We start from the raw sequence: 26187 nt of genomic DNA, 5'->3' as shown, positions 1-26187 counted from the left end.
CAGGAAGCACCCGCGCCGGCGGCCGCGAGATCAGCCTTGCGGCTGCAGCCGATCCCTGAGCCAGGCAGGAAGCTCGACCCGGTCCAGCAGGTTCTTCACCAGCAGACCGAGCTCGGTGTCGCCCTCGATCAGCAGCCGCCGATGGAAGAACAGGGTGTCCGGATCCTCCTGGCGGACGAGCATCTGCAGGTAGGCGGAGGCATTGGCGGCGAAGGCCAGCGCCGGCCCCTCGGAGGACGAGGCCGGGCGGAAGCGGCCGCCGCGGAACACGATGCTGGCGCAGATGCCCGCATCGAGCACGCGGATCCGCACGACCCGGCCGTTGAGCGCGTCGCGCTCCGCGGCGCCGAACACCTCGCGCCGGTTGGCCGCGTTCAGCGCGGTGGCCAGCGCGAGCGAGTGCGGCCATTGGGGCAGGCGGCTGCCGAGCGCGCGGAACGGCGCCGGCAGCGAGAACTCCGGAACCGCAATCATGCCTCGACCTCCTTGAGCTCGATCCCTGCCGCGCCATGCCAGTAACCGTTGCAGAAGCCCTCCGGGCTCCAGGCGGGATCGGCCGCCGGCGAGGCGCCGCGCCGCGCGGCGTCGAAGGCGGCCACCACGTCCAGCGTGTGCCGTGACTGCGGACTGATGCGCACCACGTCGATTCCGATGGACTGCAGCGCTGGCATCTCGTCCAGCAGCAGGTAGCGCTGGGAGGACTGGGTCTGCACGCCGTTGATGGCCAGGAAGGAGCGGCCATCGCGCGTCGCCAGGTCGAGCCCGTCGGGATGGTCCAGGCACTTGTACTGGCAGTCGTCCTTGGGCAGGCCGTAGTGCCTGGCGGTGAAGCAGCGCGCGGAGATCGCCAGCGGCATGCGTCCGTAGACGAAGACCTCGGTCTGCATGCCCTCGGGGCGCCCCGCGTGCAGCGCAGCGATGCGGTCGCCGGACGACTCCAGCGGGGGCACCCAGCGGATTGCGCCGAGACCGGCGAAGTACGCGAGCGACGCCTCGTTGTAGACGTTCAGGTGCGTGCCCACGACGAAGGGCACGCGCCGCGCGGCCAGCGCCACGGCGCCGAGGTCGTTGGCCTCGATGGGGAAGTCCCCCTGCTCGACCAGCTGGCGCAGCCGCCGCAGGTCGCCCTCGCCCTCCAGCAGCACGTGGCTGGACAGCACCACCTCCTTGCCGCTGTCGCGCAGGTCGCGGGCAAGCCCGAGCCAGTCGCCGGGACGCAGCTGGTGGCGCCGCTCGCACACCACCTCGCCCAGGCAGACGATCTCCGCGGGCGACTGCGCGATGCCGGCGTAGAAATCGAGCACCTCCTGGCGCGCCCAGTAGTACAGCAATGGTCCGATCGAGATCTTCACCAGGCTCACCTCCACGGCTTGCTGTAGGCACCGAGGGTCACCTGCTGACCCTCGGAAAGTTTCGCCAGCTCGGCCTGCCACTGCGGCCGCACCTGGTAGCGCGCATCGGAGCAGGCAGCGTCGAGCGCGGCGCGCATCGAGCGCGTCACCTGGGCGACGTACACCGGGCTGCGCTGGCGCCCCTCCACCTTAATCGCCGCGACCCCCATGCGGACCAGGTCCCCCAGGATGGGCAGCACGTTCAGGCTGGTGGGCTCCTCCAGCGCGTAGTCGGTGCGCCCGCCGACCTCGAAGCGCCCCTTGCACAGGGTCGGATAGCCGGCCTTCTCGTCCGGCGCATAGCGGTCGATCAGGATGCCGTTGAGCCTGGCCTCCATGCCCTCCGGGGTGTCCTGCCAGCGCACGTGGGGCGCCGGCGAGCACACGCCGTGCGTGTTCGGCGACTCGCCGGTGGCGTGCGAGGAAAGCCAGCAGCGCCCCTCGTTCATCACGCACAGCGAGCCGAACCCGAACACCTCGATCTCCACCTCGGTGCGCTCGATCAGGTGCTCCACCTGCGCCAGCGTCAGCACCCGGGGCAGCACCGCCCTGCGCACGCCGAACTCGCGGCGGCAGAACTCGATCGCCTCGTGGTTGGTGGCCGAACCCTGCACCGACAGGTGCAGGCGCAAGCGTGGATGGCGCGCGCTGGCCCAGGCCAGCAGGCCGAGGTCGGCCACGATCAGCGCGTCGACGCCGAGCTCGGCGGCCGCGTCGATCGCGGAATGCCATTCCTCCAGCCGGCCTGCCTGCGCATAGGTGTTGATCGCCACCAGCACCTCGGCGCCGCGCGCATGCGCGTATCTCAGCCCCTCGTCGAGCGCCTGTCGGTCGAAGTTCAGGCCGGCGAAGTTGCGGGCATTGGTCGAGTCGCGGAAGCCGCAGTAAACGGCGTCGGCGCCGTTGTCGACGGCCGCCTTCAGCGCGGTGAGGCTGCCGGCGGGGCAGACGAGGTCGGGTCTTCGAAGCGTGCGCATCGGTCGGGCTTCTCCGCTGGAAAGGAACAGCGAAGGCTAGCCCTGCGCCGGGCCCCGAACCTTGACCCTGGTGAAGGTCGCGCGCGTTCCAGGTCAGCCCGGGGAGGCCCCAGGTCCGTTTGCTAGAATCCACCGGTTGCGCGCCGTGTTCCTGCGCGCCTTCTCCCCTCGAACCCTCTTCGACCCGATCGGGCCCTGCATGAGCAAGCGCCGCCTATTCGTCACCACCGCCCTGCCCTACGCCAACGGCTCGTTCCACATCGGCCACATCATGGAATACATCCAGGCGGACGTCTGGGTGCGCTTCCAGCGGATGCGCGGCCACGAGGTGCATTTCGTCGGCGCAGACGACGCGCATGGCGCGCCGATCATGCTGAAGGCCGAGGCGGAAGGCATCACGCCCGAAGAACTGGTGGGCCGGATCGCCGCCGAGCGGCCGCAATACCTGAACGGCTTCCACATCTCGTTCGACAACTGGCACTCGACGCACTCGCCGGAGAACACGGAGCTGTCCCAGGACATCTACCGCAAGCTCAAGGCGAACGACCTCATCGCCGCGCGGACCATCGAGCAGTTCTTCGACCCGGTGAAGGGCATGTTCCTGCCGGACCGCTACATCAAGGGCGAGTGCCCCAAGTGCGGCGCGAAGGACCAGTACGGCGATTCCTGCGAGGTCTGCGGGGCGGTCTACGCGCCCACCGACCTGAAGAACCCCTTCTCCACGCTGTCCGGCGCCACGCCGGTGATGCGCGAGTCCGAACACTTCTTCTTCAGGCTCTCGGACCCGCGCTGCGTCGAGTACCTGCGCGGCTGGACCCAGGACGGCCGGCTGCAGCCGGAGGTGGCGAACAAGGCGCGCGAGTGGCTCGACGGCGACCAGGGGCTGGGCGACTGGGACATTTCCCGTGAGTCGCCCTACTTCGGCATCCCGATCCCGGATGCGCCAGGCAAGTACTTCTATGTCTGGCTGGACGCGCCGATCGGCTACCTCGCCAGCCTCAAGAACCACTTCGACAAGGGCCAGGCGGCGGCGCAGACCGCGCAGACCTACGAGGAGTTCGTCAGCGATCCCGCCGTGGAGCAGTACCACTTCATCGGCAAGGACATCATCTACTTCCACACGCTGTTCTGGCCGGCCACGCTGCACTTCTCGGGCCGCAAGGCGCCCGACAACGTCTTCGTCCACGGCTTCATCACGGTCAGCGGCGAGAAGATGAGCAAGTCGCGCGGCACCGGCATCTCGCCGCTGCGCTATCTCGAGATCGGCATGAATCCCGAGTGGCTGCGCTACTACATCGCCGCCAAGCTGAACGCGCGGGTTGAGGACGTCGACTTCAACCCGGACGACTTCATGGCCCGGGTCAACAGCGACCTGGTCGGCAAGTACGTGAACATCGCCAGCCGGGCGTCGAGCTTCCTGTCGCGGCTGTTCGATGGTGCGCTGTGCGACGTGAGCGCGCTGCCGGCATGGCAGTCGCTCGAGACGGCGCGGCTCACGCAGGAGATCGCCGCCTGCATCGAGGGGCGTGAGTACGGCAAGGGGCTCCGCCTGGCGATGGAGTACGCGGACCGGATCAACCAGCACTTCGACGCCGAGAAGCCCTGGGAGCTCGCCAAGGACCCTGCCTCGCACGCCCGGCTGCAGCAGGTCTGTTCCATCTGCATCGCGGGTTTCCAGGCGCTCACCGTCTGGCTCAAGCCCATCCTGCCGGCGCTCGCAGCCCGCGCCGAAGGCTTCCTGGGCACCGGCGCGCTGGCCTGGAGCGACGCCGGCACGCCGCCGACGCGCATCGGCCGCTACGAGCACCTGATGACGCGGATCGACCCGAAACAGATCGACGCGCTCTTCGAGCCGCCGGCGGCGGCGCAGCCGGCCGCGGCGCCGAGCCGGCATCCCGGCGGCGGCAAGGGCGCCAGCGCGCCCGCGGGCAAGGCCGAGGCGCCCGCCACGATCGGCATCGACGATTTCGCGAAGCTGGATCTCCGGGTCGCGCGCATCGTCGCCGCAGAGACGGTGGAGGGCTCGACCAAGCTGCTCAGGCTGACGCTCGACTGCGGCGAGCCCGAGCCGCGGACGGTGTTCTCCGGAATCCGCTCGGCCTACTCGCCGGAGCAACTGGTCGGCCGCCTCACGGTGATGGTGGCCAACCTGGCGCCGCGCAAGATGAAGTTCGGGCTCTCGGAGGGCATGGTGCTGGCGGCCTCCTGGGACGACCCCGCGCGCGGCGACGGCCTCTACCTGCTCGATCCGCAGGCGGGCGCCGCGCCGGGGATGAAGATCTCCTGAGCGTCAGCGTCCCACTTCGGAACCGTCCTTGGCCGCAGTCACGCTGGTCGTGACCACGCGGCCGTCCGGATCGAAGTGCACGTTGAACATGTCGGGCCGGTTGTACTCGGAGCTGAAGCGCCAGCTCAGCACCTCCTCGCGCTTGAGCGGGAAACGCGCAGTCTCGGTGGGCTTGCCGAGCATGCGTCGCACCTCGTCCCTGAGCATCCCGGGACGGATCCGATCGAAATTTTCCTGCACAAGCACGTTCTTCATGCCGAGATAGCGCCCCTCGGCATCGATCTCGACCATGTAGGTTTCGGTCCCTTCCGGGCCGCGGACGAACTCCAGCACCTGGCTGCCGTCCTCTTCCTCCCAGATCATCTCGGGCTTGCCCATCATCCGGCGCACATCGTCGACCGTGGAGACTCCGGGCTTGAGTTCCTTCTGGGCGAAGTAGTCGCAGGCACCCAGCGAGGCGAGCGCCACCAGTCCACCGCACAGACGCATGCGCCATCCCATGTCTTCTTCCTTCATCGTCGCCGCCCCCGGGACCGGCGATGCCTTAGAATGCGGCAGGAGCCGAAACCCATGTACGAATCAGACATTACCCGATTCCTGCGCGAGCTCAAGGGCGAGCGCCCGCAGCTCGAGGCCGAGCAGCGCAAGGGGCGCGCCATCTGGTGGGACCGCCCCCAGGATCTGGAAGCGCAGCAGCGCGACAAGGCATCGCGCGTCCCCCAACAGCCCTACGTCTACCAGACCAGGAGCTGAGCCTGCATCCGCCGCGGGCCCAGGCGCCCGCCGCGGCGCCGGATCTCGATGAGGGCGCGGCCGTGCTGGCGGAGGTCGACGAACCGCAGCTCGACCTGAAGGTCTTCGCGCGCCTGTACGGCGAGCCGGTCCTCAAGCTGCCAAAAGATCTCTACATCCCGCCGGATGCCCTGGAGATCTTCCTCGACACCTTCGAGGGCCCGCTCGACCTGCTTCTGTACCTGATCCGCAAGCAGAACTTCGACATCCTCGACATTCCGATGGCGGAGGTCACCCGGCAGTACCTCGTGTACGTCGAGCAGATCCGCGACCACAACCTGGAACTCGCTGGCGAGTACCTGCTGATGGCCGCGCTGCTCATCGACATCAAGTCGCGGATGCTGCTGCCGGTGCGCAAGGCCGACACTGGCGAGGAGGTCGACGATCCGCGCGCGGAGCTGGCCAGGCGGCTGGTCGAGTACGAACGGATCAAGCTCGCCGCGCAGGGGCTGGACGAGGCGCCCCTGATCGGGCGCGACTTCCACGGCGCGCAGGTCTTCATCGACCATGAAGCCGTGGTGCGCTTCCCCTCGGTCAGCGTCGATGACCTGCGCGCAGCCTGGGCGGACGTGCTGCGCCGCGCCCGGCTCACCCAGCACCACCGGATCAGCCGGGAGGAGCTGTCGGTTCGCGAGTACATGACCGTGGTGCTGCGCACGCTGCAGCACCGGCGCTTCGCCGAATTCCAGGAACTCTTCGATCTTGCCGGTGGCGTCGCCGTGGCGGTGGTCACTTTCGTGGCGCTGCTGGAGCTCGCGCGCGAGTGCCTGGTCGAGATCACCCAGGCCGAGTCCTTCGCGCCCATCTACGTCCGGCTGGCCTACCGGCCCAGCTGACAAGCTGCGCAGGAAGCGATCGCGCCCGCCGGGGCGCCGACACACATCCGCCGATGCCGCTTACCCGATGCCGCTTACCTTCACCGAGAACGCCAGCCTCAGGCAACTGAACACCTTCGGCGTGGACCAGCGCGCGGCCCGGCTGGTCGAGGTGACCGACCCCGGCGATTTGCCGGAGGCGGTTGCGATGCTGGCCGCCGCGCCTGAGCGTCTGGTGCTCGGCGGCGGCAGCAACCTGCTCTTCACGCGCGACTTCGCCGGCACGGTGCTGCTGCTGCGCACCCGAGGGCTGCGCGTCATCGAGCGCAGCGGCGGAACAAGCCTGGTCGAGGCCGAGGCTGGCGAGTCCTGGGACGGGCTGGTCCGCTGGACGATCGCACAGGGGCTGGGCGGACTGGAAAACCTCTCGCTGATTCCCGGCAGCGTCGGCGCCAGCCCGATCCAGAACATCGGCGCCTACGGGGTCGAGATGCGCGAATGCTTCGCCGGCCTCGACGCGCTCGACCTGGACGGCACGCAGCAGCGCAGCTTTACGCCGGGTGAATGCGCTTTCGGCTATCGCGACAGCTGCTTCAAGAAGGGCGACGGCCGGCGCTGGCTGATCGCGCGCGTCCGTTTCCGCCTGCCGGACGACTGGGCGCCGAAGCTGGACTACGGCGACCTGCGCGAGGAGCTCGAACGACAGGGCATCGGGTCGGCCACTCCGGCTGACGTGGCCTCGGCCGTGCGGGCGATCCGGCGCCGCAAGCTCCCCGATCCGGCGGTGCTGGGCAACGCGGGCAGCTTCTTCAAGAATCCGGTGATCGGCCGCGAGCAGGCGCAGGAGCTGCTGGCGCGCCATCCCGGCCTGCCCTCCTGGCCTGCCGGGCAGGCCACGAAGCTGTCCGCCGCCTGGATGATCGACCGTTGCGGCTGGAAGGGCCGGCGCGAGGGCGACGCGGGCGTCCATTCATCGCACGCGCTGGTGCTGGTCAACCATGGCAACGCCACCGGCGCGCAGCTGCTTGCGCTCGCCGGGCGGATCCGCGAATCGGTTGCGGAGCGCTTCGGCGTGATGATCGAGCCGGAGCCCACGATCATCTGACACAGGGCACGGCTATAATCTAGGGTTCGGCGCCAGATAACGGCGCGCTGCGATTACAACCTTCGCCGGATTCCCCATGGACGACGCACAACAGAACGAATCGAACACCCTGGTCGCCTGGATCGTGGGCTTTGCCGCGGCTCTCGCGATCGCGGTCGCCCTGATCTCCGCCTTCATGGCGGCCTTCTCCGGCGGCAGCGCCGGCCCGGTGGCGAGCATCGCTGGCGCGTCTGCGGGCGCAACTGCGGAGCAGCCCCCGGTCGCGCTCGTCGAAGTCGACCAGCCGCCTCCCCTGGCCACCGGCGAGGGCGTCCCCGAAACGGTCCGGTTCCACTTCGAAGTGGGCAGCGCCGCGTTGCCGGCCGATGCCGCCGCCCAGGCGGGCGCCCTGGTCGCCTTCCTGAAGGATTCCCCGGAAGGCCGGCTCGGCATCTCCGGCTTCCACGACAAGACCGGCGATCCCGCTGCCAACCGCGAGCTCGCCAAGAACCGCGCGCTGGCCACCCGCACGATGCTCGTCGAGGCCGGGGCTCCGGCCAGCCGCCTCATCCTGGTCCGTCCCCAGGAAGTCGAAGGCGGAGCCGACGACCGCGAGGCCCGTCGCGTCGAGGTGTTCCCGAGCCGTTGAGCTTTCGCGGCGGGCCCGTTTCGGCCCGGCCCGCCCCGGGCCGCCGCGGCTCACGCTGCGGCGGCCGCGCCGGCTCAGGCCGCGCGCCTGAAGATCCAGGTCGATGCGTCCGAGGCCTCCGGCGCGAAAGCATAGCCGTCCACTTCGAAGCGCTTGAGCCCTTCCGGGTCCTCGATCCTGCGCTCGATCGCATAGCGCGCCATCGCTCCGCGGGCGCGCTTGGCCCGGAAGCTCACCACCTTCCACGCCGCGCCCTTGCGCTCCTGGAACACGGGCTGCACCACCGGATGCCCGAGCGCCTTCGGACGCACCGCCTTGAAATACTCCTCCGAGGCGAGGTTCACCAGCACCGGCCGCACCCCGCCGTCCAGCTCGGCCGCCAGGGCCTGCGCGATCCGGTCGCCCCAGAAGGCGTAGAGGTCGCGCCCCCGGTCGTTCTCGAGACGGGTTCCCATCTCCAGCCGGTAGGGCTGCATCAGGTCGAGCGGACGCAGCACGCCGTAGAGGCCCGACAGGATCCTCAGTCGGCCCTGGGCCCAGGCCAGCGCCTCTTCGTCCAGGGAAGCGGCATCGAGCCCATCGTAGACGTCGCCGTTGAAGGCGAGCACCGCCTGCTTCGCGTTGGCCGGCGAGAACGGCGGCGCCCAGGATGCGAATCGGGCGACGTTGAGCTCGGCGAGCGCGTCGCTGATCTTCATCAGGCTGGCCAGCCGAGGGCCATCGAGCGCGACGAGGCGGTCGACCAGCAGCCGCGAGTCGGCGAGGAAATCCGGCTGCGTGTAGCGTTGCGTGGCGGGAGGGGTGTCGAAATCCAGGGTCTTGGCGGGGGAGAGGACGATCAGCATGGAGTCAGGGGATGCGTACGGAACGATGGAGCAGGCCCGGAGCGGTCCGGCGAGCCAGCGCGATGATGGCATGAACGTCCCTGCCGCGGTGCTGGACACCAATGTGTGGCTGGACTGGCTGGTGTTCGCCGATCCGGTCATCGCGCCGGTGCGCGCCGCGGTGGCGTCCGGACAGCTGCGCCTGCTCGGGCTGGCCCGCGGCAGGGACGAACTGGCCGATGTCCTCGGCCGCGAAGCGGTGCGCCTGCAGGCCGAGGCTGCGCGGCGCCGGCGCGGGCTTGCAAACCTCCCTGCACCGCTGGCCGCGCTCGCGGAATTCGACGCCCTGGTGGCGATGCGCCCGGCGCCGCCGGCCTGCGGCCTGCTCTGCCGCGACCCGGACGACCAGTGCTTCATCGACCTGGCGATCACGGAGGGCGCGCGCTGGCTGCTCACCAAGGACCGCGCGCTTCTCGCGCTTGCGCGCCAGGCGCGGCGCCGGTCCGGGCTTGAGATCGTGCCGCCCGGGGGATTCCGGGAAGGGCCGGGCCTATAATCTGCGCCGATGCGCACCGACCCGCCCGCCCTCGAGTCCCGGCTGCCGAAAGTCGGCACCACGATCTTCACAGTGATGTCGGCGCTCGCCGCCGAATGCAAGGCGGTGAACCTCGGCCAGGGCTTCCCCGACTTCGACTGCGACCCCAGGCTCATCGACTCGGTAGTCTCGGCGATGCGCGCCGGGCTGAACCAGTATCCGCCGATGGCCGGCGCCGCGCCGCTGCGCGAGGCGATCGCCGCCAAGATCGGCCGGCTGTACCGCGCCGCCTACGATCCGGCCACCGAGATCACGGTGACCGCCGGCGCGACCCAGGCGATCTTCACCGCGGTGCTGGCGATCGTCCGTCCGGGCGACGAGGTGATCGTGCTCGAGCCGGTGTACGACAGCTACATCCCCAACATCGAGCTTGCCGGCGGCCACGCGGTGACCGTGCCGATGACCCCGGAGTTCAGGGTGGACTGGAGCGCGGTGCGCGCGGCGGTGACGCCGCGCACTCGCGCCATCATGGTCAACTCGCCGCACAACCCCAGCGGCACCATCCTGCGCGATGCCGACATGCGCGCGCTCGAGGCCATTGCGGTGGAGTCGGACCTGTTCGTGATCTCAGACGAGGTCTACGAGCACATGGTCTTCGACGGCGAGCCCCACTGCTCCGCCAGCAGCTACCCGGGGCTGGCCGCGCGCAGCTTCGTGGTGTCCTCATTCGGCAAGACCTTCCATGTGACCGGCTGGAAGGTCGCCCACTGCGCCGCGCCCGCGGCGCTGACCGCGGAGTTTCGCAAGGTCCACCAGTTCAACGTGTTCACCGTGAACACGCCCGTCCAGCACGGCCTGGCCGACTACCTGCAGGACCCGGCCCCTTACCTCGGGCTGGCCGGCTTCTACCAGCGCAAGCGCGACCTGTTCCGGCAGGGCCTCGCCGGCACGCGCTTTGGCCTGCTGCCCTGCGAAGGCACCTACTTCCAGGTGGTCGACTACTCCCGCGTCTCCGCGCTCGGCGAGGCCGACTTCGCACGCTGGCTGACCACCGAGATCGGCGTTGCGGCGATCCCCGTGTCGGCCTTCTCCGAGCATCAGGTGGACCGCGGACTGGTGCGCTTCTGCTTCGCCAAGAAGGACGAGACCCTGAAGCTCGCGCTCTCACGGCTCGCGCGGCTGTAGTCCCCGGAAGCCGACGAGCCGGTTTCACCGAACCTGCCCCCTCGCACCCGCGGCCCGTCCGGGCGCGGCCGTTTCCCGCAAGGAGCCTCCATGACGAACACACCTCGCCGCCGCCTGCTCGCGGCTGCCGGCGCGCTCGCTGCCCTGGCAGCCCTGCCGGCCTGCTCCGCCCTGCCCCCGCTCGGACTGCAGGCGCCCAAGCTCTCCTTTTCCGGACTGTCGGTGCCTCGCGTGGGCCTGGACGAGATCGAATTCCTGCTCACGGTGATCGCGGACAATCCGAACGAGATGGAGGTGCCCCTGTCGAACCTGCGCTTCGAGCTCGATCTGTTCGGGCTGCCCTTCGCTTCCGGCGCCGCCCGCGATCCGCGGCTGACGCTGCCCGGCCGCGGCACGCGCCAGGTGCCGATCGCCTTCACGATGCCCATCTCCGGCCTGCTCGACCTGGTGTCGAAGGCGCGCAGCCAGGGCAGCGGCCGCCTGGAGTACCGCCTGAAGGGCTCGGCGAACTGGGGCGACTCCCCGTTCACGATCCCGTTCGAGAAGACCGGCGACCTCGAAGCGCTACGCAAGCTGCGCGGCCTCATCAGGCTGCCTGGCGGCTGAGCGCGCGCCGGCAGGCCGGCCCCCACCGGCCCCCACCGGCCGGCGCGGCCTGCGCGCCCGCCAGACCGCTTCACTTTCCATCGAGGCAACAATGTCGAACCAATCCTCGCCCGCCGACCACTTCGCGAACCGCTTCTTCAGGTCGATCCCGCACATGAACGAGACGGGCATCCGCCTCGGACCGATGGAGGCCGGCAAGGTCACCCTGGTGCTGCCCGCCCGCAAGGACTGGCTCGGGGATCCGCAGCGCGGCCTGCTGCATCCGGGACCGCTCACCGTGCTCGCCGACTCGGCCTGCGGCGCGGCCGTCGGCGTCACGCTCGACCGCGTCCAGCCCTACGCCACCCTCGACCTGCGCATGGATCTGCTGCGCCCGGCCGGCCCCGACCGTGACGTGAGCTGCACCGCGGAGTGCTTCCGCCTCACGCGGAACATCGCGTTCACGCGCGCCACGCTCCGGCAGGCCGGCGACGATGCCCCGATCGCCACTGCACTGGCGACCTTCATGCGCGGCACCAGCAACAGGCGCTCAGCGGGAGGGGGGACGCCTGCCGGGGCCGCCGGAGCGGGGGCCCCGGCCTCGACTTCAGCTTCCGCCGCCGCGCTTCCCGAGGCCGACTCGGGGCGCCCCGCCCCCGACGGCAAGGGTCTCGTCTGGCAACCGCCCGCCGCCAGCGAGCCGATCGCGCTCGGCCGGCAGGTCCCCTACATCGATTACCTGGGAATGAACGCCTCCCGCACGCAGGACGGCACGCGCCTGTACCGCCTGCCCTTCGCCGAAAAGCTGGTCGGCAATCCGGTGCTGCCCGCGCTGCACGGCGGCGTGATCGCAGCCTTTGCGCAGACTGCCGCGATCCTCGGCCTGATCGAAGCCCTGCCGGAGCCGCGGCTGCCGAAGGCGATCGACTTCTCGATCGACTACCTGCGCTCCGGGCGGCCGCGAGAGACCTTCGCGCGCTGCGAAATCGTCCGTGTGGGCAGCCGCGTCGCCCTGGTGCAGGTCTGGTGCTGGCAGACGTCGCCGGCCGAGCCGATCGCGCTGACGCGCGGCCACTTCCTGCTTGGCGAAGCCGAGCCGCAGTGACCCGCGCTGGCGACACGCTGTTCTGGCTCGCGGCGGCCTCGTTCGCAAGCATGGCCTCGATGCGCATCTGCGACCCGATGCTGCCGGCGCTCGCCGGCGACTTCGGCGTTGCCGCGGCCGGCGCCTCCGGGGTGGTCACGCTCTACGCGATCGGCTACGGCATCTCGCAGCTCGCGCACGGGCCGCTCGGCGATCGCATCGGCAAGGCCCGCTACATCGCGGGGGCGGCGCTGGCTGCCGCTCTTGCGTCGCTTTTGTGCGCGCTCGCGCCGGGACTGGCCGCGCTCGAGCTGGCGCGGCTGCTGACCGGCGCAATCGCCGCAGCGATCATTCCCCTGTCGATGGCCTGGGTGGGCGACACCGTCCCCTACGGCCAGCGGCAGGCCTCGCTCGCCAAGTTCCTCAACGGCACGATCCTCGGCGCCATCCTCGGCCAGGCGATGGGCGGCCTGCTCGCGGACACCGTGGGCTGGCGCGCGGCCTTCGTGCTCCTGGCGGCGATCTTCGCGGTCTCGGGCTGGAAGCTGCGCGCCGTGGTCCGCGCAGGAGATGCCGCCCAGGCGGATGCCGCGCCAGGGTCGGCCGCGCAGGCCCACGCGCATGCGCCGGGCGCCCTGGCGCGGTACGGCATCGTGCTGCGCAGCGGCTGGGCCCGCGTGATCCTGGCGCTGGTCGCGGTCGAAGGCCTGCTCGCTTTCGGCGCGCTCGCCTTCGTGCCGACCTCGCTGCACGAGCGCACCGGCATGCCGGTCTGGCTGGCCGGCGCCACCGTGGCGGCCTTCGGGATCGGCGGCCTGGCCTACACGGCGAATGCCGCGCGGCTGCTTGCCCGCCTCGGCGAAGCCGGACTCGCGCTGAGCGGCGGCGCGCTGATGGCGTCCGGCTTCGCGCTGCTGGCCGCCGCGCCCCGCACCGGCGCAGTGGCCTGCATCCTGCTCGGACTGGGCTACCACATGCTGCACAACACCCTGCAGACCCATGCCACGCAGATGGCGCCGACGGTGCGCGGCACCGGCGTGGCGCTGTTCGCGATGTGCCTGTTCATCGGCCAGTCGGCCGGCGTCACCCTGGCCGCGGAGCTGGTGCTGGGCGCCGGCTTCGTCCCGGTGTTCGCCGCCGCCGGCGCCGGCGTGCTGGCGACCGGGGCTGCCTTCGCGCTGCTGCTTCAGCGCCGGGTGGGCGCGAAGATCGAGTAGCTGCCGACCGCCCGGGCGACCAGCGCGTCGCCCACCATCAGGTCGGACTCGAGGTGCGCGACGCGCCTGCCGCGGCTCACCACCCGCGTGTCGCAGACGATCCTCCCTTCGGAGACGGCGCGGTGATACGCGATGCGGATCTCGATGGTGGCGCACAGTTCGCCCTCGGCGAGAGAGGGGTACAGGGCCTTGCCCATGCCCGTATCCGCCATCGAGAACAGCACCCCGCCGTGGACCACGCCGTGCGGGTTGAGGTGCGCCGGCACGACATCGATGTAGCACTCGCTGCGGCCGGGCGCATGCCCGCCCTCCCGGAAGTGCAGGCCGATGAGTTCGGCGAAGGGATGGGCCGGCCCGGTCGACATGGTCTGCTCCGTCCTGCCCGTTTCAGGCGTTGAAGTTGAGCGCCAGCCCCGGCACCGGCCAGTCGTCGATCGCGATCAGCCTGCCGGTGCCCGACAGCGTCACGAAGACCGTCCGCAGGTCGGGCCCGCCGAAGCACAGGTTGGTCGTGTAGGGATCGGGCAGGGGCACGTGGCTCGCGAGGCTTCCGTCGGGCGAGATCACCGTGATTCCGCCGTGCAGCAGGGTGGCGACGCAGACGTTGCCGAAGGCGTCGACAGCCATCGAGTCGAAGCGCTGGTAGTGACCGCCCGGCGCGGCAGCGATCATCCGCCCGCCATTGGGCGAGGGCCAGGGCTGGCGATCGATCGTGCCGGGGCCGGTGAGGTCGAAGGCCCACAGCCGGGCGCCCTCGGTCTCCGCGTAGTACAGCGTCTTGCCGTCCGGCGAGAGCGCGATCCCGTTCGGGGTCATCAGCGGCCGCGAGACCGCGGCTGCAGCGCTGCCGTCCGCGCGCGCAAAGTAGACCGCGCCGCGGTCCATGTCGTCCTCGCGCCCCTTGCCGAGGTCGGTGAAATACATGCCGCCCCCGGCGTCGAAGACCAGGTCGTTCGGTCCGCGCAGCCGGTGCCCCGCGACCGACTCCAGGACGCGTTCCGCGCGGCCGGTGGCCAGGTCGACGCGTTCGACGCGCCCGCCGTCGTAGTCGTCGGCCTGGGCGACCGGGCGCATCATCCCCGAGGCCTCCCTGGCCCAGCGGAATCCGCCGTTGTTGCACACGTAGACCGCGCCATCGGGGCCGATCGCGGCGCCGTTCGGGCCTCCGCCCAGTTCGGCCACCACCTGCACCCGCCCGTCCGGCGTGACGCGGGTCAGCGTGCCCCGGGCGATCTCCACCAGCAGCACCGACCCGTCTCCCATGGCCACCGGTCCCTCGGGAAACTGCAAGCCCGTCGCGATCTCGCGAATCCTCATTCCGTCCCCTCCTGTGCGTTCTTCGCTGTTGTCTTTGCCCGCTCAGGGTCGGACACAATTGCCGGTCCTGGCAAGTGGATGGGCCGCGCTGATCCGGACCCGAGTACCGGAATCTGGATGCCGCCGCGCCCGGGCCGTCAACGCCCGCAGGCTCAGCGCCCGGCCAGCAGCGTCGCCAGCGCCACCGCCGCGATCCCGAACGGGGCGACCCAGCGAAGAACGAAGCGCAGCGCGCCGGCGCCGCTGGCCCCCATGCCCAGGGTCCTCGCCATGAGCCCCGCCGGGGCCGCCCAGCCGGCGAACAGCGCGATGGCGAGCCCGCCCACCGGCAGCATCAGGTTGGACGTCACCCAGTCCAGCAGATCGAAGAAGGTGGCGGTCTCGAAGCCGGCGACGCCGGCCAGCGGATGCCACCCCGACCATGCGTTGAACGAGAGCACGCTGGCAAGCCCCGCGACGAAGCAGGCCGCGCCGGCCAGCGCCGCGCTGCGCGCACGGCTCCAGCCCGTGGCCCGCACCAGCCAGGCCACGACGAGCTCGAGCAGCGAGATCGCCGACGCGAGCGCGGCGACGAACAGCAGCACGAAGAACGCCTGCGCGGCGAGGGCGCCGAAGGGCATCCGCGCGAAGGCCAGCGGCAACGTGACGAAGACCAGCCCCGGCCCGCTCGCCGGGTCGAGCCCGTGGGCGAACACGATCGGGAAGACTGCGAAACCTGCCAGGAAGGAGATGAGGGTGTCGGCGATCACCGACGCGAACGCCACTTCGCGCAGGCTGATCCGGGCGCCGCTGTATGCGGCGTAGGTGATCATCAGGCCAAGCCCCACCCCGATCGAGAAAAAGCCAAGACCCAGCGCGTCGAGCGCGGTTGCGGCGGTCAGGAACGCGGGATCGATGCGCAGCATGAAGGAGAGCGTCGCGCGAAGGTCGCCCTCGACGGCCGCGTACCCGGCCAGCAGCACCATCAGGACCACCAGCAGCGGCATCAGCACCTTGACCGCAGTCTCGATGCCGCGCGAGACGCCGCGCGCAACGATGAACGCGGTCAGCCCCATGAACAGCGCATGCCAGCCGGCCAGCCGCCACGGCGAGGCGAGGAAGGCCCCGAAACGCTCGCGCACCGCCTGCGGATCGGTCCCCGGCAGGCCGCGGGCGAACGTGTCCGCGGCATAGCCGATCGTCCAGCCGCCGATCACCGAGTAGAAGCTCAGGATCAGGAAACCTGTGAGCACGCCGAGCCCGCCCGCCCAGGCCCAGCACCGTGCGGACCCGGCCTCCCGGGCAAGCGCAGCGATGCTCGACACCGCATCCCCGCGGCCCGCCCGCCCGAGCGCGAACTCCGCGAGCATCAGCGGCACGACGACCAGCGCCAGCCCCGCCAGGTAGAACAGCAGGAAGACTCCTCCGCCGTTGGCCCCAACCTCGTAGGGGAATTTCCAGATGCTGCCAATCCCGACCGCGGATCCGACGGTGGCCAGGATGAAACCGATCCGGCCCGACCAGGCCTCCGTGGGGGCGCTCACGACCGATGGCGAGCGCGGACCGCGCGATCTTCTGCGTTCACCCTGCGCATGCTCCAAAACCCTCCGACCGATGCATTGAATCGACGCGCCCAAGAGCCGCAGGTTAACCTGAGCCATGGCCGCACAGACCCCGCAAGCGGCAGCAGCGCCGCAGACGCTGCGCCACACGCGACTCGAGGACACGCTCGCCTTCCTGTCCGCAGCGATCCTCGCCGGACTGGGCATCGCATTCTTCGAGCGCGCGGGACTGATGACCGGCGGCACCGCGGGCCTCGCGCTGCTGCTGTCCTATGGCACCGGCCTGGCCTTCGGCGCGAGCTTCGCCTTGGTGAACCTGCCTTTTCTCGCGCTCGCGCTGCTGCGGATGGGCTGGCGCTTCACCGCCAAGACGGCCGCCGCGGTGGCGCTGCTCTCGGTCGTGACCGAGGTGCAGCGACCGCTGCTGGTCCTCGAGCGGATCCAGCCGGCGTACGCGGCGCTGGCGGGCGGCCTGCTCGTCGGCATCGGCCTGCTGATCCTGTTCCGCCACCGCGGCAGCCTGGGGGGCTTCAACGTGCTTGTGCTCTTCCTGCAGGAGCGCTTCGGCTGGCGCGCCGGCTGGGTCCAGCTCGGACTCGACGCCGCGATCCTGCTGCTGTCGCTGACCGTGGTGCCGCCGGCCATCGTCGCGGTCTCGCTGGTGGGAGCGCTCGTGCTGAACGTCACACTTGCGATCAACCACCGTCCCGGCCGTTACATGGCGGTGTAGCATCGGACGCCATGGACACCCAGATCGACCTCGACGCCCTCCGTCCCTGGCTGGAACGCAGCGACTCCTCAGAGGAGACGCTCAGCCCCATCCCGGCCCTGTGCCTTGCCGCCACGCTGAACCTCGGCGAGGGCGACCGCCCTCCCGCGACGCTGCCGCCCCTCTGGCAGTGGCTGCACTTCCTCGACCGCACGCCGACCGATGGCCTCGGCGAGGACGGCTCGCCGCGCAGCCGCGCGCTGTTGCCGCCGATTCCGCTGGAACAGATCATGTGGGCGGGATCGGAGATCGAGTTCGTCGCGCCGCTGGCGCTCGGCCAGCCGGCGCGCAAGGTATCGCGCATCGCCGACATGAGCGCGAAGACCGGCTCGCGCGGGCCGATGGTCTTCCTCACCCACGAGCACCGCTACGAGCAGCAGGGCCGCACCGCGATCGTCGAGCGCACGCGCGCGGTCTTCCTCGGACCGTCGACCGGTGCCACGCCGGCCGCGGCGGCCGCGCCAGTCGCTGACCGGCAGCTGGACTGGCCGATGGACGAGGCCACCCTCTTCCGATTCTCGGCGCTCACCTTCAACACCCACCGCATCCACTACGACCTGCCCTATGCCACCGAAGTCGGCGGCTATCCGGGACTGGTCGTCCACGGGCCGCTGCAGGCGCTGCTGATCGCAGAGACCTTCAGGAAGTGGCATCCCGGGCGCACCGTCCGGCGCATGGAGTTCCGCGCCCGCGCCTCGCTGTTCAGCGGCACGCCGGTGTCCGTCTGCGCCGCGGCACCAGAAAGCGGGCGGCTGGCGTTCTGGACCCGCACGCCCGCCGGAGGCCCGGCGATGGAGTGCGTGGTCAGCTTCGACTGAACACGCGCGACCGAGCGCCTGCGATCGAGCCTGCTTCAATCGCCGAGCAGTTCGCTGATCGGCCGCAGGTCCTCGATGTGATCGCAGACGGCCTTCAGTCCCATCATGATAGGGATCGCCAGCAGCATGCCGGGGATGCCCCACAGCCAGCCCCAGGCGAGCACGCTGACGAAAATCACGACCGGGCTCATCCGGCTCGTTCGGCTGGTGAGCCAGGGTGTCAGCACGTAACCCTCGATGCTCTGGATCACCAGCGCCGCACCGCCCACCACCAGCGCCATCTCAACGCTGCCGAACTGCACGAAGCCGGCCAGCGTTGCGCCGCCGGTCAGCGCGATCGCGCCGACGTAGGGCACCAGGTTGACGACCGCAGCCATCACTCCCCAGACCGCCGCCTGTTCGAGGCCGATCCACCAGAAGACCAGCCAGGTCGCCAGGCCCACTGCAGCGCTGGTGTAGATCTGCACCAGCAGGTAGCGCTGGATCTGCGCGGCGATCTCGTCGAGCACCTTCACCGTGATCTTGCGGCGTGCAAAAGTGGGGCCGGCGATGCGCACCAGCTTGCGGCGGAATTCGCTGCCGCCCGCAAGCAGGAAGTAGGTGATGAAGCAGATCATCACCGTCTGGCCGATCATGCCGAGCAGGCCGAGGGTGCCGGGCCAGAGGTAATCCTTGACGTTGAAGCGCGGCTTTTCGATCTGGACCCGGGTCACGCCCCTGCGCACCGTCGACTGGGCGCCCCCGGTCTCTTCGGCCGCCTGCTCGAGCTGCTCGGCAGCCTTCTGGACCTTCTCGATCGAGCCCTGGGGCGCGCCAGGCTGCGGCCGGAGCACCTCGCGCAACTTGCTGGCCGAGTCCGGCAGCGCCTCGACCAGGTCGACCGCGTCGTCCTCCAGCGACCAGACCAGCGCCGAGACCCCGCCGATCAACCCAAGAATGACCAGCGCCGCGGCCAGCGCCCGCGGAATCCGCAGGCGCTCCAGCCTGGCGGTGACCGGCGACAGCGCGTAGCTGAACAGCAGGCCGAGCAGCACCGGAATGAACACCGGACTGCCCAGCCGCAGCATCGTCACGCTGGCGAGCACGGCGAGCAGCACCAGCGACGTATTGCGCACCCCGATGGACGGCGGCAGCGCTGCGCCGCCTGGCGACGCCGGAGCTTCCGTGGCGGGGGCTTGCTGTTCGCTCATGGCTCAGGATGTTGCCACGCGTTCGCACGCCGTGCGTGACAATCTCGGCTGCACACGGAGCTTTCATGGACCGCTTCAAGCAGATCGAGACCTTCGCCGCCGTCGCGATGCGCGGCAGCCTGTCGGCCGCCGGGCTGGCCGAAGGCGTGGCCCCGGCGGTGATCGGCAGGCGCATCGATGCGCTCGAAGCCCGCCTGGGCGTCAAGCTGCTGGTCCGCACCACCCGCCGCATCACGCTCACCTTCGAGGGCAGCGCCTTCCTCGAGGACTGCCAGCGCATCCTGAACGACTTCCACAATGCCGAGGCGTCGGTCTCGCTCGGCGGAGTCAAGGCCAGCGGGCACATGCGGGTGACCGCGCCCGCCGGCTTCGGACGGCGCCACGTCGCGCCGCTGGTGCCGCGCTTCCTGGCGCAGAACCGCGAGGTCTCGATCTCGCTCGACCTCAGCGACCGCCTCACCGACATCGTCAACGAGGGCTTCGACCTGGCGATCCGGATCGGCCTGCTCGACGACTCCAGCCTGGTCAGCGTCCCGCTGGCGGCCAACCACCGCGTGGTGGTGGCAAGCCCGGACTACCTGAGGCGACGCGGCACACCGCAGACGCCGGCCGACCTGGCCCGGCACGACTGCCTCACCTTCGGAACCTACGGAAACCAGTCGCGCGGCTGGCTGTTCACGGTGGACGGGCGCCCGCTGGCCTTGCGCGTGTCGGGGAACATGGAGTGCAACGACGGCGCGGTGCTCCACGAATGGGCACTGGCCGGGATGGGCCTGGCCTGGCGTTCGATGTGGGAGGTGCGCGAGGACCTGGAAGCGGGCAGGCTGACGACCGTGCTCGACGGCTACGCGGCGCCCGACAACGCGATCTGCGCCCTGTTCCCGCAGCGCAGGCATCTGCCGCTGCGCGTGAGGATGTTCATCGACTTCCTCAAGGAGACCTACGGCCGGGCGGAGTACTGGTCGGGTGCGGCCCGGTGAGCGCCAGGGTGGCGGGCTGATCGGGATAGGGGGGCCAGGTTACCCCGGCCGCCCCTCCCACACCACCCGGCATGCGGGTCCGCACCGGGCGGTTCGAGTGGTTGAGGTCATGAGAGTCGGGGAACGCCGAGCCGATCGAAATACGCGATCGGCATCACCCGGTTCAGGCGTCCGGCGCTGTTGCGCCACCAGCGCCGCGAGTTGGCCGCAACCCGGTGAGCATCCTCGTGGGACGCACCGAGCGCCTTCAGCTCGCGATACATCGTCGTCCCGCGCTTCCAGTGCTTGAGCTGGATCGCCCGCAGGCGGTGGCGCAACCACTCGTCGAGCGCGAGCCAGAGTCTCGGCGTTTGTGCCATCCGGAAGTAGGCCTTCCAGCCCAGCAGGTAGGGCCGCAACCGCTCGGCGACCTCGGCCATGCTTCGGCCCGCCGATCGCCGCGTCAGTTGGCGCACCCGCTGCTTGAACGTCGCCATGGGCTTGTCGGCCACGCGGCGCTTGATCTCGCCACCGCTGGCCACCCACAGGCTGTACCCCAGGAACTTGCGCCCGAACACGCTGGCCACCGCGCTCTTGGCCTCATTGACCGTGAGCCGCAGCCCTGCGTACAGCCGCCGCAGCAGCGCCATCACGCGCGCGCCCGCCTTCAGACTGCGCACGTACACGTTGCAGTCGTCCGCGTAACGCACGAAGCAGTGGCCCCGCCGCTCCAGTTCCCGGTCCACCTCGTCGAGCAGCACGTTGGCCAGCAGCGGGCTCAGCGGCCCGCCCTGAGGCGTGCCCTGATACCGCCGCTGCACCACGCCATCGCCCATGATCCCGGCATCCAGGTACGCACGGATCAGCCGCAGCACCGCTGCGTCTGCGATGCGCCTCTCGAGCCGGGCCATCAGGATGTCGTGATTGACCCGGTCGAAGAACTTCTCCAAGTCCACGTCCACCACGATCCTGCGTCCCGACTGCACATACGCCTGCGCGGCCAACACCGCATCCTGCGCACGGCGCCCGGGCCGAAAACCGTAGCTGTGCTCGCTGAAGCTGGGATCGAGCAGCGGCTGCAGCACCTGCAGCAGCGCCTGCTGGATCAACCGGTCCGTCACCGTCGGGATGCCCAGCTCGCGCTCGCCCCCGTCCGGCTTCGGAATCGTCACCCGCCGTACCGGACTGGGCCGGTACGTCCCCCGCAACAACCGCTCTCGGATCTCCGGCCAGGACGTCTTCAGGTGCAGCGCAGTCTGGCCGATGTCCAGACCGTCCACCCCTGCCGAGCCCTTGTTGGCCTTCACCCGCCGCCACGCCTGCTGCAGGTTCTCTCTCGTCAGCGCCGCTGCCAGCAGCGCTGACCCCGTGCCTTCGGTGTCGCGCCGCGGGCCTCGGGCTTCGTCGCTGGACGCTTCGCGCGCGGCTTCACCGCTCGCTACCCCGCCCCGCCCGGATCGCTCCGGCATCTGACGCATGGCCCCCGGCATCGACACGTCCTCGTGCACTTCCACTCGTTCGGCCCTTCGCCCCGTGCCGGCAGCTACTACGGCCTCTGCTGACTTCTCGCTCCGGCTCACCGCCGTCGCCCTTTCAAGCGCAAGGCGAGATCTCCCCGGGTAAGAACGCACTCCTTCGCTGCACAACCGCCGGATCTACGCCACTTCGCCTTGATCACGAGAGCTTCGCGGTCCTTTGCCCGCTCGCCCTGCTCGGCAGCGCCTTCTATCCGGTTCTTGTCCATCGGCTCGCAGCTGCGCTCCACGCTTCCTCCCCACACTCGGTCACCCTCGTGCAGTTGCGCTTCGCTTCGCTCGCTGTGATCAACTTGCGGCGGGACTTGCACCCGCAGGAGTGCGCCCGTGCCGGGCGCACAAAGAAAAATGCCCGCGGGAGGTCCGCGGGCACGCGTCACCTCCGGGCGGCACGGGCCGCCCGGGGTGGGGCAGGCATCACTTCAGATGCTTGCTGATGAGCTTGGTCATCTCGAACATGTCGGCCTGGGCCTTGCCGAAGATCTCGCGCAGGGCGGCGTCCGCCTTGATGAGCTTGCGGTTGGCCTCGTCCTGCAGATTGAACTTCTTGATGTGCTCCCACACCTTCTTGACCACTTCGGTGCGGGGCAGCGGCTTGTCGCCGACGATGGCTGCGAGCGCAGCGCTCGGGGTCAGCGCCTTCATGAACGCGGCGCTGGGCTGCCGCGTCGCTTTCGTCGCCGCGGGCTTCTTGGCCGACGGCTTTTTGGCAGCGGCCGGCTTCGCAGCGACGGCCTTCGCAGCGGCCGGTTTCTTCGCCGGCGCAGCGGCCTTCGTCGCGGGCGCGGCCTTGGCGGCCGGTTTCTTGGCGGCCGGCGACTTCGCCGGGGCCTTAGCGGGTTTCTTCGCAGCCGTCTTGGCGCCAGCCTTGGCAGCAGTTGCCATCGTCATCCCTCCGAGAGATTTGGTTCATCACACGATCGTTTCAACGAAAAAACCGTGCGTGAGCCGGTTTTCGCATCCGCAAGAATGACGCTTCTTCACCCGCGAGCCAATAGCGCCAACACAAAATTCTCCGCGCGGCGCAAGCGGCTGTTGTTTTTCCCTATACGGGCCGCCATTCCGGGTCACCAGGTATCGACGAAGGGCCGCTTCTTGCCGACGCGCGGCAAGGGCGCTGGCGTGGCGCGCAGCCCGCCAATGATCCAGCGGCGGGTGTCGGCCGGGTCGATCACCGCGTCGATTTCCAGGAAAGAGGCCATGTTGGTCGCCTTGCCCTTCTCGTAGGCGGCAGCCACCATCCCGGCATAGGCCTGCTGGCGCTCCTGCGGATCCTCGATCGACTCGAGCTCCTTGCGGAAGCCGAGCCGCACCGCCCCCTCCAGCCCCATGCCGCCGAACTCGCCGCTCGGCCAGGAGACTGTGAACACCGGCGCGTGGAACCCCCCGGCAGCCATCGCCTGCGCCCCGAGCCCGTAGCCCTTGCGCAGGACCACCGTGAAGAAGGGGACCGAGAGGCTCGCCGCGGTGACGAACATCCTCGAGACGTGGCGAACCAGCGCGGTGCGCTCCGCCTGCGGACCCACCATGAAGCCAGGCGTGTCGCACAGCGACACCATCGGCAGGTCGAAGGCGTCGCACAGCTGCATGAAGCGCGCCGCCTTGTCGCCCGCATCCGCATCGACCGCGCCGCCCAGGTGCTTCGGGTTGTTCGCGATCAGACCGAAGGGCCGGCCCTCGATCCGCACCAGCGCGGTGACCACACCGATGCCGAAGTCGCGACGCAGCTCGAGCACCGAATCCTTGTCGACCAGCGTCTCGATCACGGTGCGGATGTCGTAGACGCGCAGCCGGTTCTCGGGAATCAGGTGGCGCAGCAGGCGCTGGTCCGGCGCCTCGCCCGGGACGGTCGCGCCCTGGAAGTAGCCGAGGTAGCGCTTGGTGGCGGCCACCGCCTGCGCCTCGTCCTCGACGAGGATGTCGATGACCCCGTTGGGCGCCTGCACCTCCACCGGGCCCACCTCGGCCGGCTTGTACACCCCGAGACCGCCGCCCTCGATCATCGCCGGCCCCGCCATGCCGATCGAGGAATTGCGGGTTGCGATGATCACGTCGGCGCAGCCCAGCAGCGCCGCATTGCCGGCAAAGCAGTAGCCGGAGACGATTCCGACCCGCGGCACCAGTCCGCTGAGCCTCGCGTAGCTGGCGAAGGTCGTGGTGTCCAGCCCGGCCACGCCGAGGTGGTCGACGTCGCCAGGACGGCCTCCGCCGCCCTCCGCGAACAGGACCACCGGAACCCGCCACTCCTCGGCGACCTGCAGCGCGCGGTCGGTCTTCTTGTGGTTCATGAAGCCCTGGGTGCCCGCAAGCACGGTGTAGTCGTAGGACATCACCATGCAGCGCGAGCGCTCGGGCGGAAAGAGGTCGCCGTTGACCGAGGCCAGCCCCAGGACGATGCCGTCGCCCGGCGTGTTGCGGATCAGGTCGTCGATGGAACGACGGGAGCGCTGCGCCGCGACGGCCAGCGCCCCGTACTCGATGAAACTGCCGGGGTCGACCAGGTCGTCGATGTTCTCGCGCGCAGTGCGCTGGCCGGTGCGCTTGCGCCGGGCGACGGACTCGGGGCGCGCCTCGTCCATGCCCAGCGCGATCCGCTCGCGCACCTCCGCGAGGTCGGTCCGGATCGCGTCGAGATCCAGCGCGCCGGCGGTGTCGCTGCGCGCGGCATCCACCTCCGCCGGCTCGATGAAGACGATCGCCTGGCCCTCGAACAGGGTCTCGCCCCGAACAGCAGCCACCAGCCGCACAACGCCCGAGACCGACGCCTCGATGATGTGCTCCATCTTCATCGCCTCGAGCACGGCGACCTGCGCTCCGGCGTGAACCTGGTCGCCCTCGCCGACCTCGAGGGAGACGACGGTACCCTGCATCGGCGCCTCGACGGCGACCGTGCCCTCGGGCCCCTGCTCGTGCGCGGCGCCTGCACCGACGCCGCTCGCCGGGCCTGCCGACGCATCGGCGAAATAGAGTTCGCGGTGCGCGTCGCGCCCCAGATGCAGCACCTCGTCCAGGTGCGTCTCGACGAAGCGGGTGTCGACCCGGCTCGCCGCCACCGCCGGATGCTTGAGCAGCCCGTGCAGCAGGGTCTTGTTGGTGGCAACGCCGGCGATGCCGAACTCGCTGAGCGCACGGTCGGCCTTGGCGAGCAGCCGCGGCAGCCCGCCTTCGGGGGCGTGCACGATCAGCTTCGCGAGCAGCGAGTCGTAGCGCGGACTCGAGGTGTAGCCGGCGTAGCCGAGGGTGTCGACGCGCACGCCAGGTCCCGACGGCGGCTCGAACGCGGTGAGCGTGCCGCCCGAGGGCCTGGCGCTGCCGTCGGCCTGCATCGTCTCCATGTTCACGCGCAGCTGGACCGCATGACCCCGCGGCGCCGGCACCTGCGACTGCTCCAGCCCGATCGAGGCCAGCGTCGCGCCGGCGGCAAGCCTGAGCTGGACCTGGACCAGGTCGATGCCGGTCACCATCTCGGTCACCGTGTGCTCCACCTGGAGCCGCGGGTTCGCCTCGATGAACGCGTAGGCGTCGGCCGAAGCGCCGGCGGCGTCGACCAGGAATTCGAAGGTGCCCAGGCCGCGGTAGCGGGCCTGCGAGGCCAGCCGCACCGCATCGGCGAGCAGGCGCTCGCGCAGCTCCGGGTCAAGCGACGGGCTGGGCGCGAACTCCACCAGCTTCTGGTGGCGGCGCTGCAGGCTGCATTCACGCTCCCACAGGTGGGTGACCGCGCCGCTGCCGTCGCCGGCCACCTGCACCTCGATGTGGCGCGCGGCGGGCATCAGCCGCTCCAGGTACAGCGCCCCGCTTCCGAAGGCGGCGCGCGCCTCCGACTCGCAGCGTGCGAAGGCTTCCGCCACCGCGTCCGGCGATTCGACGATGCGCATGCCGCGCCCGCCTCCGCCAGCCACCGCCTTGATCACCATCGCCGCGCCCGCACCGAGCGACTCGAGGAAGGCCCGCGCCTGGCCGACGTCGACCGGCGCCGGCGTGCCCGTGATCACCGGCACGCCGGCCTGCCGGGCGAACTCCCTGGCCTTCGCCTTGTCGCCGAACAGATCGAGCACCTCGGGCGCCGGGCCCACGAAGCACAGGCCGACCTCCGCGCAGCGCCGCGCGAAGGCGGCGTTCTCGCTGAGGAAGCCATAGCCCGGATGCACCGCGTCGCAGCCGGCCGCCAGCGCCACCTGGACGATCTGCTCGATGTCCAGGTAGGCCTGCGCGCCCACCCCCGCCAGCTGGCGCGCCTCGTCGACCTTGCGCACGTGCAGCGCGCGGGCGTCGTCCTCGGAATGCACCGCCACGCTGCGGATGCCGAGTTCGGCGGCGGCGCGGGCGATGCGGATGGCAATCTCGCCACGGTTGGCGATCAGCAGGCTCTTGATGGTCATCGGGTCTCGCTCATGGAAATCACCGGGGCCGGGATGCCCGGCCGATGCCGGCGATTGTCCACGACGGGGCGGGATCGCCGGTGCGCCGTACCGCGCGTTACGGAACGCGCAGGGATCCGCCAATCCGAGACTGTCCGGGCCACCGGGCGGAGCCTCGTCACGATTCAGCGACATCGTCGAAAGCGACCGCTCTCGCCTGGGGCAACGAGACTGCCCAAAGCCGACAGTCCGGGCCGGACGCGCCAAGCAGA

General features: G+C 70.3%; 25 protein-coding genes. 13 read left to right on the top strand and 12 right to left on the bottom strand.

Annotated features, from left to right (window positions below; genetic code table 11):
- Window positions 1–30 precede the first annotated feature (30 nt).
- Genes ubiT through ubiU form a run of 3 tightly spaced genes read right to left on the bottom strand, consistent with a single transcriptional unit; the run spans window position 31 to window position 2368 of the window.
- Window positions 31–474: a ubiquinone anaerobic biosynthesis accessory factor UbiT gene (ubiT, locus tag HNQ70_RS12295; RefSeq protein ID WP_183967897.1), complete on the bottom strand. Its 444-nt coding sequence runs from the start codon at window positions 472–474 to the stop codon at window positions 31–33.
- Window positions 471–1352, bottom strand: a complete 882-nt coding sequence (locus HNQ70_RS12290; RefSeq protein WP_183967895.1) for a U32 family peptidase — start codon at window positions 1350–1352, stop codon at window positions 471–473. Before HNQ70_RS12290 ends, ubiT begins: the two co-directional genes overlap by 4 nt.
- Before the next feature lie 5 nt (window positions 1353–1357).
- Complete coding sequence (gene ubiU, locus HNQ70_RS12285; protein WP_183967893.1) at window positions 1358–2368, bottom strand: ubiquinone anaerobic biosynthesis protein UbiU; 1011 nt, start codon at window positions 2366–2368, stop codon at window positions 1358–1360.
- A gap of 199 nt (window positions 2369–2567) precedes the next feature.
- Here ubiU and metG point away from each other — a divergent pair, with 199 nt between their 5' ends.
- A complete protein-coding gene (metG, locus tag HNQ70_RS12280) occupies window positions 2568–4655 on the top strand; it encodes a methionine--tRNA ligase (protein WP_183967891.1) in 2088 nt (695 codons plus the stop codon).
- A gap of 3 nt (window positions 4656–4658) precedes the next feature.
- On the opposite strand, the gene bamE is transcribed toward metG, so the two are convergent.
- Window positions 4659–5156 carry an outer membrane protein assembly factor BamE domain-containing protein gene (gene bamE / locus HNQ70_RS12275; protein WP_183967884.1) on the bottom strand — a complete coding sequence of 166 codons (498 nt, stop codon included), beginning with the start codon at window positions 5154–5156 and terminating at the stop codon, window positions 4659–4661.
- A gap of 69 nt (window positions 5157–5225) precedes the next feature.
- On the opposite strand from bamE, the gene HNQ70_RS12270 reads away from it, so the two are divergent.
- The 4 genes from HNQ70_RS12270 (at window position 5226) to HNQ70_RS12255 (ending at window position 7995) form a co-directional block, all read left to right on the top strand.
- Window positions 5226–5408, top strand: coding sequence for a DUF3460 family protein (locus HNQ70_RS12270; protein ID WP_183967882.1), 183 nt, complete (start codon window positions 5226–5228; stop codon window positions 5406–5408).
- A gap of 62 nt (window positions 5409–5470) precedes the next feature.
- Complete coding sequence (locus HNQ70_RS12265) at window positions 5471–6283, top strand: segregation and condensation protein A (protein WP_425504359.1); 813 nt, start codon at window positions 5471–5473, stop codon at window positions 6281–6283.
- A gap of 67 nt (window positions 6284–6350) precedes the next feature.
- The gene (murB, locus tag HNQ70_RS12260; RefSeq protein WP_183967880.1) at window positions 6351–7367 is read left to right on the top strand and encodes a UDP-N-acetylmuramate dehydrogenase; all 1017 of its coding nucleotides are present in this window, start codon (window positions 6351–6353) and stop codon (window positions 7365–7367) included.
- Window positions 7368–7443: 76 nt separating this feature from the next.
- Entirely contained in the window at window positions 7444–7995 is a 552-nt protein-coding gene (locus tag HNQ70_RS12255; RefSeq protein WP_183967873.1) for an OmpA family protein, read from the top strand.
- Window positions 7996–8069: 74 nt separating this feature from the next.
- Here the strand turns inward: HNQ70_RS12255 and yaaA are convergent, their stop codons facing one another.
- Window positions 8070–8840 (bottom strand): peroxide stress protein YaaA, encoded by a 771-nt coding sequence (yaaA, locus tag HNQ70_RS12250; protein ID WP_183967871.1) that lies wholly within the window; start codon window positions 8838–8840, stop codon window positions 8070–8072.
- A 70-nt stretch (window positions 8841–8910) separates the two neighbouring features.
- Here yaaA and HNQ70_RS12245 point away from each other — a divergent pair, with 70 nt between their 5' ends.
- From HNQ70_RS12245 to HNQ70_RS12225, 5 genes are all read left to right on the top strand, one after another.
- Window positions 8911–9375 (top strand): PIN domain-containing protein, encoded by a 465-nt coding sequence (locus HNQ70_RS12245; RefSeq protein ID WP_183967869.1) that lies wholly within the window; start codon window positions 8911–8913, stop codon window positions 9373–9375.
- 9 nt (window positions 9376–9384) lie between these two features.
- Window positions 9385–10539 carry a pyridoxal phosphate-dependent aminotransferase gene (locus tag HNQ70_RS12240; protein ID WP_183967867.1) on the top strand — a complete coding sequence of 385 codons (1155 nt, stop codon included), beginning with the start codon at window positions 9385–9387 and terminating at the stop codon, window positions 10537–10539.
- Window positions 10540–10629: 90 nt separating this feature from the next.
- Window positions 10630–11145, top strand: coding sequence for an LEA/WHy family protein (locus tag HNQ70_RS12235; protein WP_183967865.1), 516 nt, complete (start codon window positions 10630–10632; stop codon window positions 11143–11145).
- Window positions 11146–11236: 91 nt separating this feature from the next.
- Window positions 11237–12229 (top strand): PaaI family thioesterase, encoded by a 993-nt coding sequence (locus HNQ70_RS12230; protein ID WP_183967863.1) that lies wholly within the window; start codon window positions 11237–11239, stop codon window positions 12227–12229.
- On the top strand, window positions 12226–13425 hold the full coding sequence (locus HNQ70_RS12225; RefSeq protein WP_343060762.1) for an MFS transporter: 1200 nt from the start codon (window positions 12226–12228) through the stop codon (window positions 13423–13425). The genes HNQ70_RS12230 and HNQ70_RS12225 overlap by 4 nt, the downstream gene beginning before the upstream one ends.
- On the opposite strand, the gene HNQ70_RS12220 is transcribed toward HNQ70_RS12225, so the two are convergent.
- The 3 genes from HNQ70_RS12220 to HNQ70_RS12210 all read right to left on the bottom strand — a co-directional run bounded on the left by HNQ70_RS12220 (window position 13395) and on the right by HNQ70_RS12210 (window position 16265).
- Entirely contained in the window at window positions 13395–13790 is a 396-nt protein-coding gene (locus HNQ70_RS12220; RefSeq protein ID WP_183967861.1) for a PaaI family thioesterase, read from the bottom strand. The genes HNQ70_RS12225 and HNQ70_RS12220 overlap by 31 nt on opposite strands.
- A 22-nt stretch (window positions 13791–13812) precedes the next feature.
- A complete protein-coding gene (locus HNQ70_RS12215) occupies window positions 13813–14742 on the bottom strand; it encodes an SMP-30/gluconolactonase/LRE family protein (RefSeq protein ID WP_183967859.1) in 930 nt (309 codons plus the stop codon).
- Between the two features lie 152 nt (window positions 14743–14894).
- Entirely contained in the window at window positions 14895–16265 is a 1371-nt protein-coding gene (locus HNQ70_RS12210) for a sodium-dependent transporter (protein WP_183967857.1), read from the bottom strand.
- 115 nt (window positions 16266–16380) lie between these two features.
- Here HNQ70_RS12210 and HNQ70_RS12205 point away from each other — a divergent pair, with 115 nt between their 5' ends.
- The gene (locus HNQ70_RS12205) at window positions 16381–17013 is read left to right on the top strand and encodes a DUF6198 family protein (RefSeq protein WP_183967855.1); all 633 of its coding nucleotides are present in this window, start codon (window positions 16381–16383) and stop codon (window positions 17011–17013) included.
- Between the two features lie 11 nt (window positions 17014–17024).
- Window positions 17025–17870, top strand: a complete 846-nt coding sequence (locus tag HNQ70_RS12200; RefSeq protein ID WP_183967853.1) for an HTD2 family dehydratase — start codon at window positions 17025–17027, stop codon at window positions 17868–17870.
- Between the two features lie 35 nt (window positions 17871–17905).
- Here the strand turns inward: HNQ70_RS12200 and HNQ70_RS12195 are convergent, their stop codons facing one another.
- A complete protein-coding gene (locus tag HNQ70_RS12195; RefSeq protein WP_183967851.1) occupies window positions 17906–19060 on the bottom strand; it encodes an AI-2E family transporter in 1155 nt (384 codons plus the stop codon).
- 65 nt (window positions 19061–19125) lie between these two features.
- On the opposite strand from HNQ70_RS12195, the gene HNQ70_RS12190 reads away from it, so the two are divergent.
- Entirely contained in the window at window positions 19126–20040 is a 915-nt protein-coding gene (locus HNQ70_RS12190) for a LysR family transcriptional regulator (RefSeq protein WP_183967849.1), read from the top strand.
- Window positions 20041–20147: 107 nt separating this feature from the next.
- Here the strand turns inward: HNQ70_RS12190 and ltrA are convergent, their stop codons facing one another.
- The 3 genes from ltrA to HNQ70_RS12175 form a co-directional block, all read right to left on the bottom strand.
- Window positions 20148–21515 carry a group II intron reverse transcriptase/maturase gene (gene ltrA, locus HNQ70_RS12185; protein ID WP_183968034.1) on the bottom strand — a complete coding sequence of 456 codons (1368 nt, stop codon included), beginning with the start codon at window positions 21513–21515 and terminating at the stop codon, window positions 20148–20150.
- Between the two features lie 456 nt (window positions 21516–21971).
- Complete coding sequence (locus HNQ70_RS12180; protein WP_183967847.1) at window positions 21972–22439, bottom strand: SWIB/MDM2 domain-containing protein; 468 nt, start codon at window positions 22437–22439, stop codon at window positions 21972–21974.
- A gap of 182 nt (window positions 22440–22621) precedes the next feature.
- Entirely contained in the window at window positions 22622–25936 is a 3315-nt protein-coding gene (locus HNQ70_RS12175) for a carboxyl transferase domain-containing protein (RefSeq protein WP_183967845.1), read from the bottom strand.
- Window positions 25937–26187 lie beyond the last annotated feature (251 nt).

Origin of the sequence: Quisquiliibacterium transsilvanicum, assembly GCF_014202215.1 — a bacterium.
GTDB lineage: Bacteria > Pseudomonadota > Gammaproteobacteria > Burkholderiales > Burkholderiaceae_E > Quisquiliibacterium > Quisquiliibacterium transsilvanicum.
The sequence above is the reverse complement of the archived record's forward strand: the minus strand, read 5'-3'. Positions and strand labels throughout refer to the sequence as shown.

Bases quoted from the DNA above. Each gene is read 5' to 3' on its own strand.
- HNQ70_RS12205 (WP_183967855.1), top strand. From the start codon at position 16,381: ATGGCCGCACAGACCCCGCAAGCGGCAGCAGCGCCGCAGACGCTGCGC.
- HNQ70_RS12200 (WP_183967853.1), top strand. From the start codon at position 17,025: ATGGACACCCAGATCGACCTCGACGCCCTCCGTCCCTGGCTGGAACGC.
- metG (WP_183967891.1), top strand. From the start codon at position 2,568: ATGAGCAAGCGCCGCCTATTCGTCACCACCGCCCTGCCCTACGCCAAC.
- HNQ70_RS12270 (WP_183967882.1), top strand. From the start codon at position 5,226: ATGTACGAATCAGACATTACCCGATTCCTGCGCGAGCTCAAGGGCGAG.
- bamE (WP_183967884.1), bottom strand. From the start codon at position 5,156: ATGGGATGGCGCATGCGTCTGTGCGGTGGACTGGTGGCGCTCGCCTCG.
- HNQ70_RS12220 (WP_183967861.1), bottom strand. From the start codon at position 13,790: ATGTCGACCGGGCCGGCCCATCCCTTCGCCGAACTCATCGGCCTGCAC.
- HNQ70_RS12180 (WP_183967847.1), bottom strand. From the start codon at position 22,439: ATGGCAACTGCTGCCAAGGCTGGCGCCAAGACGGCTGCGAAGAAACCC.
- ubiT (WP_183967897.1), bottom strand. From the start codon at position 474: ATGATTGCGGTTCCGGAGTTCTCGCTGCCGGCGCCGTTCCGCGCGCTC.
- HNQ70_RS12195 (WP_183967851.1), bottom strand. From the start codon at position 19,060: ATGAGCGAACAGCAAGCCCCCGCCACGGAAGCTCCGGCGTCGCCAGGC.
- HNQ70_RS12255 (WP_183967873.1), top strand. From the start codon at position 7,444: ATGGACGACGCACAACAGAACGAATCGAACACCCTGGTCGCCTGGATC.
- HNQ70_RS12215 (WP_183967859.1), bottom strand. From the start codon at position 14,742: ATGAGGATTCGCGAGATCGCGACGGGCTTGCAGTTTCCCGAGGGACCG.
- ubiU (WP_183967893.1), bottom strand. From the start codon at position 2,368: ATGCGCACGCTTCGAAGACCCGACCTCGTCTGCCCCGCCGGCAGCCTC.
- HNQ70_RS12175 (WP_183967845.1), bottom strand. From the start codon at position 25,936: ATGACCATCAAGAGCCTGCTGATCGCCAACCGTGGCGAGATTGCCATC.
- HNQ70_RS12230 (WP_183967863.1), top strand. From the start codon at position 11,237: ATGTCGAACCAATCCTCGCCCGCCGACCACTTCGCGAACCGCTTCTTC.
- murB (WP_183967880.1), top strand. From the start codon at position 6,351: ATGCCGCTTACCTTCACCGAGAACGCCAGCCTCAGGCAACTGAACACC.
- HNQ70_RS12190 (WP_183967849.1), top strand. From the start codon at position 19,126: ATGGACCGCTTCAAGCAGATCGAGACCTTCGCCGCCGTCGCGATGCGC.
- HNQ70_RS12245 (WP_183967869.1), top strand. From the start codon at position 8,911: ATGAACGTCCCTGCCGCGGTGCTGGACACCAATGTGTGGCTGGACTGG.
- yaaA (WP_183967871.1), bottom strand. From the start codon at position 8,840: ATGCTGATCGTCCTCTCCCCCGCCAAGACCCTGGATTTCGACACCCCT.
- HNQ70_RS12240 (WP_183967867.1), top strand. From the start codon at position 9,385: ATGCGCACCGACCCGCCCGCCCTCGAGTCCCGGCTGCCGAAAGTCGGC.
- HNQ70_RS12235 (WP_183967865.1), top strand. From the start codon at position 10,630: ATGACGAACACACCTCGCCGCCGCCTGCTCGCGGCTGCCGGCGCGCTC.